Annotated in this window: 14 protein-coding genes; 10 read left to right on the top strand and 4 right to left on the bottom strand. The window is 60.5% G+C overall.

What is annotated here, in order from left to right:
- The first annotated feature begins 13 nt into the window (after positions 1-13).
- From N2A98_RS22290 to N2A98_RS22280, 3 genes are read left to right on the top strand one after another with little or no spacing between them, the layout of a single operon-like run.
- The gene (locus N2A98_RS22290) at positions 14-874 is read left to right on the top strand and encodes a MurR/RpiR family transcriptional regulator (RefSeq protein ID WP_044274366.1); all 861 of its coding nucleotides are present in this window, start codon (positions 14-16) and stop codon (positions 872-874) included.
- A 1-nt stretch (position 875) separates the two neighbouring features.
- Positions 876-2,339 (top strand): D-aminoacylase, encoded by a 1,464-nt coding sequence (locus tag N2A98_RS22285; RefSeq protein WP_125970688.1) that lies wholly within the window; start codon positions 876-878, stop codon positions 2,337-2,339.
- Positions 2,340-2,369: 30 nt separating this feature from the next.
- Positions 2,370-2,738: a glyoxalase superfamily protein gene (locus tag N2A98_RS22280; protein WP_275622653.1), complete on the top strand. Its 369-nt coding sequence runs from the start codon at positions 2,370-2,372 to the stop codon at positions 2,736-2,738.
- A gap of 324 nt (positions 2,739-3,062) precedes the next feature.
- Here N2A98_RS22280 and N2A98_RS22275 read toward each other — a convergent pair whose 3' ends face one another.
- On the bottom strand, positions 3,063-4,982 hold the full coding sequence (locus tag N2A98_RS22275) for a methyl-accepting chemotaxis protein (protein WP_044274361.1): 1,920 nt from the start codon (positions 4,980-4,982) through the stop codon (positions 3,063-3,065).
- 255 nt (positions 4,983-5,237) lie between these two features.
- Here N2A98_RS22275 and N2A98_RS22270 point away from each other — a divergent pair, with 255 nt between their 5' ends.
- Positions 5,238-5,855: an FKBP-type peptidyl-prolyl cis-trans isomerase gene (locus N2A98_RS22270; RefSeq protein ID WP_003194089.1), complete on the top strand. Its 618-nt coding sequence runs from the start codon at positions 5,238-5,240 to the stop codon at positions 5,853-5,855.
- 60 nt (positions 5,856-5,915) lie between these two features.
- On the opposite strand, the gene N2A98_RS22265 is transcribed toward N2A98_RS22270, so the two are convergent.
- The 3 genes from N2A98_RS22265 to N2A98_RS22255 all read right to left on the bottom strand — a co-directional run bounded on the left by N2A98_RS22265 (position 5,916) and on the right by N2A98_RS22255 (position 7,853).
- Positions 5,916-6,173 (bottom strand): hypothetical protein, encoded by a 258-nt coding sequence (locus tag N2A98_RS22265; protein ID WP_005791321.1) that lies wholly within the window; start codon positions 6,171-6,173, stop codon positions 5,916-5,918.
- 160 nt (positions 6,174-6,333) lie between these two features.
- Complete coding sequence (locus N2A98_RS22260) at positions 6,334-6,675, bottom strand: zinc ribbon domain-containing protein YjdM (RefSeq protein ID WP_003194087.1); 342 nt, start codon at positions 6,673-6,675, stop codon at positions 6,334-6,336.
- Positions 6,676-6,884: 209 nt separating this feature from the next.
- A complete protein-coding gene (locus N2A98_RS22255) occupies positions 6,885-7,853 on the bottom strand; it encodes a polyprenyl synthetase family protein (RefSeq protein ID WP_003194086.1) in 969 nt (322 codons plus the stop codon).
- 239 nt (positions 7,854-8,092) lie between these two features.
- On the opposite strand from N2A98_RS22255, the gene rplU reads away from it, so the two are divergent.
- From rplU to N2A98_RS22225, 6 genes are all read left to right on the top strand, one after another.
- On the top strand, positions 8,093-8,407 hold the full coding sequence (rplU, locus tag N2A98_RS22250) for a 50S ribosomal protein L21 (RefSeq protein WP_007950961.1): 315 nt from the start codon (positions 8,093-8,095) through the stop codon (positions 8,405-8,407).
- 34 nt (positions 8,408-8,441) lie between these two features.
- On the top strand, positions 8,442-8,699 hold the full coding sequence (gene rpmA, locus N2A98_RS22245; protein ID WP_003176049.1) for a 50S ribosomal protein L27: 258 nt from the start codon (positions 8,442-8,444) through the stop codon (positions 8,697-8,699).
- 192 nt (positions 8,700-8,891) lie between these two features.
- Positions 8,892-10,115: an Obg family GTPase CgtA gene (gene cgtA, locus N2A98_RS22240; RefSeq protein ID WP_003194084.1), complete on the top strand. Its 1,224-nt coding sequence runs from the start codon at positions 8,892-8,894 to the stop codon at positions 10,113-10,115.
- A gap of 109 nt (positions 10,116-10,224) precedes the next feature.
- Positions 10,225-11,343, top strand: coding sequence for a glutamate 5-kinase (proB, locus tag N2A98_RS22235; protein WP_275623632.1), 1,119 nt, complete (start codon positions 10,225-10,227; stop codon positions 11,341-11,343).
- 16 nt (positions 11,344-11,359) lie between these two features.
- Positions 11,360-11,824, top strand: coding sequence for a CreA family protein (locus N2A98_RS22230; RefSeq protein WP_003194082.1), 465 nt, complete (start codon positions 11,360-11,362; stop codon positions 11,822-11,824).
- A gap of 102 nt (positions 11,825-11,926) precedes the next feature.
- The gene (locus tag N2A98_RS22225; protein WP_044274351.1) at positions 11,927-12,409 is read left to right on the top strand and encodes a glutathione peroxidase; all 483 of its coding nucleotides are present in this window, start codon (positions 11,927-11,929) and stop codon (positions 12,407-12,409) included.
- Positions 12,410-12,449: the final 40 nt, after the last annotated feature.

The raw sequence follows: 12,449 nt of genomic DNA, 5'->3' as shown, positions 1-12,449 counted from the left end.
ACCCGGAGCCCCCATGGACATCCTCTATCAGATCCGCGCCCGCCAGGACGCTTTCAGTGCCGGCGAAGGGCGTATCGCCAAGCTGATGCTCGAGGATGTGGGCTTTGCCGCCTCTGCCAGCCTGGAGGAACTGTCGCAACGGGCCGAGGTGAGTACCGCCACCTTGTCACGCTTTGCCCGCAGCGTGGGCTGCCGTGACTTGCGCGATTTGCGCCTGCAATTGGCCCAGGCCAGTGGTGTGGGCAGCCGCTTCCTCGACCCGGCGGGCAAGCCAGAACAGTCAGCGTTTCATCGCCAGATCCTGGGGGATATCGAGGCGACGTTGCGTCTACATCTGTCGGGTTTCAACCAGCGCAGTTTCGGCGATGCGGTCAAGCTGTTGGGCAAGGCGCGGATGATCCATGCGTTCGGCATGGGCGGGCCGTCGAGCCTGTGCAGCGATGAGTTGCAGGTGCGCCTGGTGCGGCTGGGTTATCCGATTGCCGCCAGCCATGACCCGGTGATGATGCGTGTCACGGCCGCGACCCTGGGGCCCGAACATGCCGTCATTGTCTGCTCGCTCACGGGCCTGACCCCCGAGTTATTGGAAGTGGTGACGCTGGCGCGCAACTACGACGCGCGGATCATTGCCATCACCCTTGCCGATTCGCCCCTGGCGCAATTGGCGGATGTCGTGCTGCCGCTGCAATCGGCAGAAACCAGTTTTATCTACAAGCCCACTGCGGCGCGCTACGGCATGCTGCTGGCTATCGACCTGCTCGCCACTGAACTGGCGCTGGCCCTGCCGGACGACAACCAGGAACGCCTGCGCCGGATCAAACTCGCCCTGGACGATTACCGCGGCGGCCCTGGCAGCCTGCCGCTTGGAGACTGATATGAAGTACGACACGCTGATTCGCCAGGCGCTGATCATCGATGGCAGTAACACCCCCGGGTATATCGCCGATGTGGGTGTGCACGCAGGGCGCATCCGCACGATTGGTGACTTGTCCACAGCCCAGGCCGAGCAGGTCATCGACGCCCATGGCCGAGTGTTGGCGCCGGGCTTTATCGACGTGCACACCCACGATGACACGGTGGTGATCCGCCAGCCTCAGATGCTGCCCAAGCTCAGCCAGGGCGTGACCACGGTGATTGTCGGCAACTGTGGCATCAGCGCCTCGCCGGTCAGTTTGCGCAGCGACCCGCCAGACCCGATGAACTTGCTGGGCACCCGCGAGGCGTTCTCTTATCCACGGTTTGCCGACTACTGCGCCGCGGTGCAACGGGCCGGCCCGGCGGTGAACGTCGCCGCGTTGATCGGCCACACGGCGCTGCGCAGCAACCATATGGACGACCTGCACCGCACTGCCACACCCTATGAAATCGCGGCCATGCGCGTGCAGTTGCAGGAAAGCCTGGAGGCCGGTGCCCTGGGTTTATCCACAGGCCTGGCCTACGCCAGCGCGTTCAGCGCCGAGACCGATGAGGTGCTGCAACTGACCCAAGAGCTGACGGCCTACGGCGCGGTGTACACCACCCATCTGCGCAGCGAGTTCGAACCGGTGCTGGAGGCGATGGATGAGGCGTTCTTGATCGGCCGCGAGGCGAGGGTGCCGGTGATCATTTCCCACCTTAAATGCGCCGGCGCCGGTAATTGGGGGCGCAGCCCACAGCTGTTGGCGGCCTTGGAAGCGGCGGCCAAAGATCATCCGGTGGGCTGCGATTGCTACCCCTATGCCGCCAGCTCATCGACCCTGGACCTCAAGCAAGTGACCGACGCGTTTCGCATCACTATCACCTGGTCCACACCGCACCCGGACATGGGCGGGCGCGATTTGCAGGACATCGCCGCCGAGTGGGGCGTTTCACTGATGGATGCCGCCCGCCGTTTGCAACCTGCGGGCGCGGTGTACTACGGCATGGATGAGGCAGATGTACGACGCATTCTTGCGCACCCGTTGTCGATGGTGGGGTCGGATGGGTTGCCCGAAGACCCGTTTCCTCACCCGCGCTTGTGGGGCGCCTTCCCACGGGTGCTGGGGCATTTCAGCCGGGATGTCGGCTTGTTCCCGTTGCACACCGCGGTGCACAAGATGACTGGCTTGTCGGCGGCGCGCTTTGGGCTGGCCGAGCGTGGTGAGATCCGTGAAGGGCACTGGGCCGACCTGGTGTTATTCGACCCGCAGCGGGTGCGAGATGTGGCCGATTTCAAGGCACCCCAGCGCGCCGCTGAAGGGATTGAGGGGGTGTGGGTCAATGGCGTATTGAGCTATCGCGAGGGGCAGGCCAACGGTGAGAGAGCAGGCCGGTTCCTGGCGCGCAACGGGGATTTGCGTGGCGGGTTTTCGTCTCTATAGTTGGGGTTCTTTTTAGATGGAGCTGTTGCCATGCACTTAGGAAAAGTCACCCCCATCCTGCGGATTTTCGACGAGGCCAAGGCGTTGGAGTTCTACGTCGATTTCCTGGGGTTCAAGGTTGATTGGCAGCATCGCTTCGAGGCGAATTTTCCGTTGTACCTGCAAGTGTCGCTGGGGGAGTGTGTGCTGCATTTGTCCGAGCATCATGGCGATGCTTCGCCAGGGGCGGCCATGCGGATCCAGGCTCAAGGCGTCGACGCGTATCAACAGCAGTTGCTGGGTAAGGAGTACCGGTATGCCAAGCCTGGGGTTGAAGATACGCCCTGGGGAACGCGGGAGATGAGCATCAGAGACCCGTTTGGGAATCGGTTGGTGTTTGTTGAGGACAGCGAGGGCTGAGTGGCAAATTGCGGGCAATAAAAAACCGCCTTAGTAGGGCGGTTTTTTATTGCAAACCCAGTGAGTGGCTGGGGTTTGCTATCTCAAAGGACGCATTGACCCGCACGTGGATACTACCGCCGGTCACGTCTTCACGCAACACGGAACGATGGCCGGCATGGATACTTTAGGCATCTTTCTCTTGCCTGATTTGACTGCAAAAGCTTGCAATGAATCTATCGGGCGATACTGGGTGAGGACATTCCTGCGGGACAGCTTTGATGACCTGTAAGGTCTGAGAAGTGGAGCCGCCTCGGCTTAAATTGAGGCGGCTTTTTTGGTTTTTTAAACCCGGAAATGACTGACCATCTGCTGCAACTGGCTGCCCAACCGTGCCAGTTCCACACTCGACTTGGCCGTCTCATCACTGGCCGTAGCGGTCTGCTCGGACACGTCCCGCACATTCACGATACTGCGGCTGATCTCTTCCGCCACGGCGCTTTGCTGTTCGGCGGCCGCGGCAATCTGCTGGTTCATCGACTGGATATTCGACACGGTGCGGGTGATGTTTTCCAAGGATACCCCGGCCTTGCGCGTCAGTTCGACGCTGCTGTCGGTCAGGCTGCGGCTGTTGTTCATCACGCTGGCGACTTGTTGGGTGCCGTTCTGCAAGCCTGCCACCAGGCCTTCGATTTCCTCGGTGGATTTCTGTGTACGCTGCGCCAGGCCGCGTACTTCGTCGGCGACCACGGCAAAGCCACGGCCGGCTTCCCCTGCACGCGCAGCTTCAATGGCGGCGTTGAGGGCCAGCAGGTTGGTCTGTTCGGCCACGGCCTTGATCACGTCCATCACGCTGCCGATCTTGTTGCTCTCTTGTTGCAGGTGCGTCATGGCGTCGGTGGAGCGCGCTACTTCGGCCGCCAGGCGTTCGATCTGGGCGATGGCTTCGGCCACCACTTTATCGCCTTCGCGGGCCTGGCCGTCAGCGTCGGAAGCGGCTTGGGAAGCTTGCTCGGCATTACGCGCAACTTCCTGCACAGTGGCAGTCATTTCATGCATCGCGGTGGCGACCTGATCGGTCTCGATCTTCTGGCTGTTCACGCCGGCGCTGGTTTGCTCGGTCACGGCTGACAACTCTTCGGCGGCGCTGGCGATCTGAGTGACGCCGTCGCGGATGCCGCTGATCAGCTCGCGCAAGGTGGTGCCCATGCGCTGGATGCCTTGCTGCAACACGCCCAGTTCATCACGACGGGTCACTTGGATATTGTGGCTCAGGTCGCCCGAAGCGATGCGTTCCACCACGGCTAGCGTCTCCTGGATCGGACGGGTGATCTGGCGCGTGATCACCCACGCGGCAATCACGCCGACCAACAGGGCCAGTAAGGTGCTGATCAACTGCAGGCTGCGGGCCTGGGTGCTTTCAGCGTCGCGACGTTCCAGTTGGATGTCGTACAGCTTGTCGCTGATCGTCACGATATCGGCGCCCTGGGTGGTCATTTCGGCACGGGCGGTGACGATATTGGCGTTGGCCGCTTTGTAGCTCTGCACCGCACTGCGATAAGCAACGAGGGCGGTTTCCAGCGAGGACAATGCGCTTTGCTGCCCAGTACCGAAGGCAACGCTGAGGCCTTTCAAACCCGCCACAGCTTTCTCCAGCTGTGTAGCAGCGCGCGCTTCGGTTTCTGCGTTGGGGCTATTGGTATAGCCGCGCACTTCGTAGCGAGCCTGCAGGAATTCGTTCTTGGCCTGGGTCACGGCCACAAACTGCGTGAAGCGTTCCGGGCTGTCGGGTGACTGCTGCACGCTGGTTTCCAGCGCATTGATTTGTGCGTTGGCGATGTCGGCCTTGGCGCCCATGACATCGCGCGCAGCGTTGCCATTGCGATAGGCCTCGCGCATTTTGTTCAGGGACTGGCGGTAAGCGGTAATCACGTCTTTCTGCTCATTGAGCAGCTTGAGGTTTTCCGGGCTCTTGAAGCTGTCCAGCAGCTTCTGTTGTTGGGCGGCGAAGGCATCGAGGCTGGTCTGCACGTTCTGCGCCACGGCCTCGTCGCCATTGGCCAGCATGTATTGCAAGCGCACGATACGCAGTTTGGTCAACGAGGCGTTGAGCTGAGTGATGTCGCTCATCCAATTGCTACGGTCGATCAAGCCGCCCAGGCTGGTCCAGCCCGTGAGCGCCAGGACTGAAGTGAGGACCAACACCAGGCCGAAGCCCAGGCCGAGTTTGAGATTGACACTGATGTTACCGAACCAGCTGTTCATCGAAAGCCCCTTGAAGAGTGATGTCTGTCTGCTGGACGGTGTGTTTTTGTTTGAGCCAGCCAAGATGTGTAGGGCTGTATCGGCGGGAAAGGATGATTCTGAAATACTTTTATTGGTCGTCGACGAAGGGTCGCTGGCGCGCTACGGCAAAGCCGGGGTGGGGCTGATCACGGCCCGCTCATGTGTGCTAGTCTGCGGGCCCTTTTAGTTCTGGGCGGCGCGGGAAACCGTGGCGTCCTACAGCGGAGCCTCTTCATGTCCGAAGTTAATCTGTCCACCGACGAAACCCGCGTCAGCTACGGTATCGGCCGTCAGTTGGGCGACCAACTGCGCGACAACCCGCCACCGGGCGTCAGCCTGGACGCGATCCTGGCCGGCCTGACCGACGCGTTCGCAGGCAAGCCAAGCCGTGTTGACCAAGAGCAAATGGCGGCCAGCTTCAAAGTGATCCGCGAAATCATGCAAGCCGAAGCCGCTGCCAAGGCTGAAGCAGCCGCAGGCGCTGGCCTGGCCTTCCTGGCGGAAAACGCCAAGCGTGATGGCATCACCACCCTGGCTTCCGGCCTGCAATTTGAAGTGCTGACGGCCGGTACCGGCGCCAAGCCGACCCGTGAAGACCAAGTGCGTACTCACTACCACGGCACCCTGATCGACGGCACTGTGTTCGACAGCTCCTACGAGCGCGGCCAGCCTGCAGAATTCCCGGTTGGCGGCGTGATCGCCGGCTGGACCGAAGCCCTGCAACTGATGAATGCCGGCAGCAAATGGCGCCTGTACGTGCCGAGCGAACTGGCTTACGGCGCTCAAGGCGTTGGCAGCATCCCGCCGCACAGCGTTCTGGTATTCGACGTCGAGCTGCTCGACGTTCTGTAAGACCCGCTGGTTACCTGTTGGGGCGAACGCGTTCGCCCCAACAGGCATTTGCCAGTTTCTTCATGGATGGAACTTGCCATTCAAGTCGGTCGCCGGGCGCAACGCTCGCGCATAGCAGAACAGAAACAGATTCCTCACCACTTCTTTCAGCACCCCAGGCTCACTGGAACTCAGGCCATTGACGTCCAGATCGCCCTGGTCCTGCAGCTCGTTCAGCGCTTCTTCTTCAAGCACCGCACAGACTTCACCGGTTTCCCGATGCAGGATTCGCAGGTAAGGGTGAGGGCGATCCAGCCAGGCATCTATCAAATAAGTCATGGTCGTTCTCCTTGATGGGTTTCAATGAGAATAATTCTTATTCGTAGAATAGCAAGTGTCTATTGGCAGTTTCTGGTTTTTTCTGTGTGGGTATTGCGTTCGATCAACGCAGAGGGCAAAACGCCACCCCGCGGCGGGCGCGGGATGGAATGCAGCAGGATCAGACTTTGCGCACGAACTCGGACTTGAGCTTCATCGGGCCGATACCGTCGATCTTGCAATCGATGTCGTGGTCGCCGTCGCACAGGCGGATGTTCTTGACCTTGGTGCCGACTTTGACCACCAGGGAAGTGCCCTTGACCTTGAGGTCCTTGATCACGGTGATGGTGTCGCCGTCCTGCAGGACGTTGCCCACAGAGTCTTTCTTCACGGTTTCATCGCCAACCACTTCGGCCTCGCCAGTGGCGGACCATTCATGGGCGCATTCCGGGCAGATCAGCTGGGCGCCGTCTTCGTAGGTGTATTCGGAATTGCATTTGGGGCAGGGAGGCAACGTGCTCACTAAAGCTCCTAGAAAGTCAGGGATGGCTAAAAGTCGCACATTATATAGGGTTTTGTAGCCGGGACGGGATCTTGAATTGGCAATGAATTCAAAATGTGGGAGCGGGCTTGCTCGCGAAGGCGCAGGGTCAGTCAATAATTGTATTTACTGACCCTGCGCCTTCGCGAGCAAGCCCGCTCCCACACAAGCCCACTCACCACTGCGCGGAATCAGTGAGTACGGGCGACCGCAAACTCACTCAGTTCAACCAGGGCATCCCGGTATTCGCTGGCCGGCAGCGCTTCCAGGCATGTGATTGCCCGCGCCACGTAGTCACGCGCCAATTGGGCGGTGTACTCCAGGGAACCGGAGGCCTCGACGGCGGCGCGGATGGCCTCCAGGTCTTCGATGCCGCCTTTCTGGATCGCCTTGCGCACCAGGGCAGCCTGTTCCGGCGTGCCTTCGCGCATGGTGTAGATCAGCGGCAAGGTCGGCTTGCCCTCGGCCAGGTCGTCACCGACGTTCTTGCCCAGGGTTTCGGCGTCGCCCTTGTAATCGAGCAGGTCATCCACCAGTTGGAACGCCACGCCCAGGTGATCACCGAACGTGCGCAGCGCCTCGGCCTGTTCGGCGGTGGCGCCACACAGCGCGGCGGCACTGTGGGTAGAGGCTTCGAAGAGCATCGCGGTTTTGCCGCGAATCACTTCCATATAGGTTTCTTCGGTGGTGCTGGCGTCGCGGACTTTGGACAACTGCAACACTTCGCCTTCGGCGATGATGCGTGTGGCCTGTGAAAGAATCTTCATCACGGGCATCGAGCCCAGCTCGACCATCATTTCGAACGAACGCGAATACAGGAAGTCGCCCACCAACACGCTGGGCGCATTGCCCCACATCGCGTTTGCGGTCTCGCGACCACGGCGCATGCCGGACATGTCGACCACGTCGTCATGCAGCAGGGTGGCGGTGTGCAGAAATTCGATGGTGGCGGCCAGCAGGCGCAGGTCGTCGCCTTGACGGCCCAGGGCCTTGCCACACAGCAACACTAATAAAGGACGCAGGCGTTTGCCGCCCGCCGACGTAATGTAGTCGCCAATTTTGGAGACCAGCGGCACTTTAGACGTCAGCTGCTGCTTGATGATGCCGTCGACGGCGCTAAAATCGTCCGCGACCGCGCGGTAGAAAGCTTGGGGTTGCATCAGCGACAGTCGCTCCAGAAGGGTTGCGCGGCATGCTAGGACCCTCACCCCGCAGTGTCAAGGCGCGATAGACGGCCCCTTGCAACACCTCTTTACCTTGCGTACAATCGCGCACCCTGAACTTCCTGGGCAGCACCTGCCTTACGCAATTGCATTCGGGACGTCCATCCCATGCAGCCATGCCAGCCAATACCTCTTCTTATAAAGCGCTGGGTGAGCAGGATTATCGGAGAAATACCATGTCGTACGCAGTAATTGTTACTGGTGGCAAGCAATACAAAGTCGCCCCAGGTGAATACCTGAAGATCGAGAAACTGGAAGTCGCTACTGGCGAATCCGTTACTTTTGATCGCGTTCTGTTGGTCGCCAATGGCGATGACGTGAACATCGGCGCTCCAGTTGTTGCTGGCGCTACCGTTGTGGCTGAAGTGATCTCCCAAGGTCGTCACGATAAAGTCCGCATCATCAAGTTCCGTCGTCGTAAGCACCACATGAAGCGTATGGGCCACCGCCAGTGGTACACCGAGATCAAAATCACCGGTATTCAGGCTTAATTTCAGCCTAATTCCTCACTAGGAGAATTGACTCATGGCACACAAAAAAGCTGGTGGTAGTACCCGTAACGGTCGCGACTCAGAAGCCAAACGCCTTGGCGTGAAGATGTATGGCGGCCAGAAAATCATTCCGGGCAACATCATCGTGCGTCAGCGCGGCACCCAATTCCACGCCGGTTACGGTGTTGGCATGGGTAAAGATCACACCCTCTTCGCTAAAATCGAAGGCGTGATCAAGTTCGAAGTAAAGGGCGCGTTCAACCGCCGTTACGTGAGCGTTGTCGCAGCTTAATTGCGAGATCGCTGGAAAAGCCCTGTCTTGCGACGGGGCTTTTTCGTTTGTGGAGTGAGTCTCTTGCAAAGCTGTCTGTGATGAGCTCAGGCGCTGGTTTGCGGTCGCTGATTGAGGTCGCTGCGCTCATTTTTGCAAGAGTCTTATGTCTTGGTTTCTTAAGCTCGTCCATGCGGCGAGAGGCGTTTTGTTATGAAGTTCGTTGATGAAGTTTCTATCCGAGTAAAAGCAGGCGACGGCGGTAACGGTTGCATGAGTTTCCGTCGCGAAAAATTCATCGAAAACGGTGGCCCGAACGGCGGTGACGGCGGTGACGGCGGTTCCATCTACATGATGGCCGACGAGAACCTCAACACCCTGGTCGACTACCGTTACACCCGGCACTTCGATGCCGAGCGTGGCTCCAACGGCGGCAGCACCGACTGCACCGGTAAAAAAGGTGAAGACCTGGTACTGCGCGTACCGGTCGGCACCACGATCATCGACTCCGCGACCCAGGAAGTGATTGGCGACCTGACCAAGGCCGGCCAGAAACTGATGGTTGTGCAGGGCGGCTGGCACGGTCTGGGTAACACCCGATTCAAGTCCAGTACCAACCGCGCACCGCGCCAGACCACGCCGGGCAAGCCAGGCGAGCAGCGTGACCTCAAGCTGGAAATGAAAGTACTGGCGGACGTGGGCCTGCTGGGCCTGCCGAACGCGGGTAAAAGTACCTTCATTCGCTCGGTATCGGCCGCCAAGCCGAAAGTCGCCGACTACCCGTTCACGACCCTGGTGCCAAACCTGGGCGTGGTCAGCGTAGACCGCTGGAAAAGCTTCGTGGTTGCCGACATTCCTGGCTTGATCGAAGGCGCTTCCGACGGCGCAGGCCTGGGTATCCGCTTCCTCAAGCACTTGTCCCGCACCCGTTTGCTGCTGCACCTCGTCGACATGGCACCGCTGGATGACACCAGTGCCGCCGATGCCGCCGAAGTCATCGTCAGCGAGCTGACCAAGTTCAGCCCGGCCCTGGCCGAGCGCGATCGCTGGTTGGTACTGAACAAGTGCGACCAGATCCTGGAAGAAGAGCACGAAGAGCGCGTCAAGGAGATCGTTGATCGCCTGGAGTGGGAAGGTCCGGTCTACGTCATCTCGGCCATTGCCAAAGAAGGCACCGAGCGCCTGACCCGCGACATCATGCGTTACCTGGAAGACCGTGCCGACCGCCTGGCGGCCGACCCGGTGTACAAGGCCGAACTCGCCGAGCTCGACCAGCAGATCGAAGACGAAGCCCGTGCCCAGTTGCAGGCTCTGGACGACCAGCGTGCCCTGCGCCGCAGCGGCGTGAAGTCGGTCCACGACATCGGTGACGATGATTGGGACGAAGAAGACGTGGATGATGAAGACGGTCCGGAAATCATTTACGTGCGTGACTGATCCGTTGCGATAAACTTGAACGCCGCTCCCTGGAGCGGCGTTTTGGTATCCGGGTATAACGTTATGGGCAGCGCTGGGTCGCGCGGCCCTCACTCTAAGGTTGAAGATGATGCGGAGCAAAGTGACAGGTGCGCAGCGCTGGGTCGTGAAAATCGGCAGTGCGCTGTTGACGGCGGATGGCAAAGGTCTGGATCGCGCAGCCATGAGCGTCTGGGTCGAGCAGATGGTGGCCTTGCATGAAGCAGGCGTTGAGTTGGTGCTGGTGTCGTCCGGAGCGGTTGCCGCCGGGATGAGCCGCCTCGGCTGGACCGCGCGACCCAGCGCGATGCACGAACTGCAAGCCGCCGCCGCCATCGGCCAGATGGGCCTGGTGCAAGCCTGGGAATCCAGCTTTGCCGAGCAGGGCCGCCACACGGCGCAGGTGCTGCTGACCCATGACGACCTGTCCGACCGCAAGCGCTACCTCAACGCCCGCAGCACCTTGCGCGCGCTGGTGGAGCTCAAGGTCATCCCGGTCATCAACGAGAACGACACCGTGGTCACCGACGAAATCCGCTTCGGTGACAACGACACCCTGGCCGCCCTGGTGGCCAATCTGGTAGAGGCCGACCTGCTGGTGATCCTCACCGACCGCGATGGCATGTTCGACGCCGACCCGCGCAACAACCCCGATGCCCAGCTTATCTATGAAGCCCGCGCCGATGACCCGGCGCTGGATGCGGTCGCCGGCAGTGTCGGCGGTGCCCTGGGTCGCGGTGGCATGCAGACCAAGCTGCGCGCTGCGCGCCTGGCCGCGCGTTCGGGGGCCCACACCATCATCGTCGGCGGGCGCCTGGAGCGCGTGCTCGATCGCCTCAAGGCCGGTGAGCGCATCGGTACGCTGCTGTCGCCGGAGCGCGGCATGCTGGCGGCGCGCAAGCAATGGCTGGCCGGTCATCTGCAAACCCGTGGCACCCTGGTGCTGGACGCGGGCGCAGTAGCGGCGTTGTCCCAGGGCAACAAGAGCCTGCTGCCGGTGGGTGTGAAGTTGGTGCAGGGCAGCTTCCGTCGTGGCGAAATGGTTGTGTGCGTCGCCCCAGACGGTCGCGAGATTGCGCGCGGCCTGGCCAACTACAGCGCCCTGGAAGCACAGAAGATTATTGGACAACCCTCCGACGCCATTGTCGGACTCTTGGGTTATATGGCAGAACCGGAACTGGTTCACCGCGACAACCTGATCCTGGTCTAACCATAGGAAATACACGATGCGCGTGATGAAGGGATTGCTCGGCCTGCTGTTGGCCATGCCGCTGCTGGCCTCGGCCGAAGAGGTCGGCCAGGTGTCGACGGTGTTCAAGTTCGTCGGCCCCAATGACCGGATTGTGGTCGAAGCGTTTGACGACCCCAAGGTCGATGGCGTGACGTGCTACCTGTCCCGCGCCAAGACCGGCGGCGTAAAGGGCGGCCTGGGCCTGGCCGAAGACCGTGCCGAAGCCTCGATCGCCTGCCGCCAGGTGGGCCCGATCCACTTCAAGGGTGAGCTCAAGGACGGCGACGAAGTGTTCAAGGAGCGCACCTCCCTGGTGTTCAAGACCATGCAGGTCGTGCGTTTCCTCGACAAGAAGCGCAACACCCTGGTGTATCTGGTCTACAGCGACCGTCTGATCGAAGGCAGCCCGCAGAATGCGGTGACGGCGATTCCGATTTTGCCCTGGCCGACCGCTCAGTAACCTGCAGGCGAGTTTCGTCACTGGCGTCTATGATTGCAGCTTTGCCGGTTGTAAGCTCCGAAGGGCTGCAATGCAAAGAACATGGGATATCTGGAGTTCGTCATGAGTGCTTTCCACGATCTGAAACTCAAAGCCTTGGACGGACGAGCGCTACCGCTGGCGCCTTTCAAGGGCCAAGTCGTGCTGGTGGTCAATGTGGCGTCCAAATGTGGTTTGACCCCGCAATACGCGGCGTTGGAGAACCTCTACGAGCAGTACAAGGACCAAGGGTTTACCGTGCTTGGCCTGCCCTGCAACCAGTTTGCCGGTCAGGAACCGGGCAGCGAGGAAGAAATCAGCGAGTTCTGTAGCCTGAACTACGGCGTGACTTTTCCACTGGGCAGCAAGATCGAGGTCAACGGCCCCGACCGGCACCAGTTGTACCGCTTGCTGGCGGGCGAGGGCGCTGAATTCCCCGGGGATATCACCTGGAACTTCGAGAAATTCCTGTTAGGTAAAGATGGCCGCGTACTTGCGCGCTTCTCACCCCGTACGTCCCCTGACGATCCCTCGATCATCCAGGCGATCGAAAAAGCCCTGAGCTGACTCCAATCCACTGTAGGAGCGAGCTTGCTCGCGAAAAACA

This window comes from Pseudomonas sp. FJ2-5-13 (assembly GCF_029201605.1).
GTDB lineage: Bacteria > Pseudomonadota > Gammaproteobacteria > Pseudomonadales > Pseudomonadaceae > Aquipseudomonas > Aquipseudomonas lactis.
The sequence above is the reverse complement of the archived record's forward strand: the minus strand, read 5'-3'. Positions and strand labels throughout refer to the sequence as shown.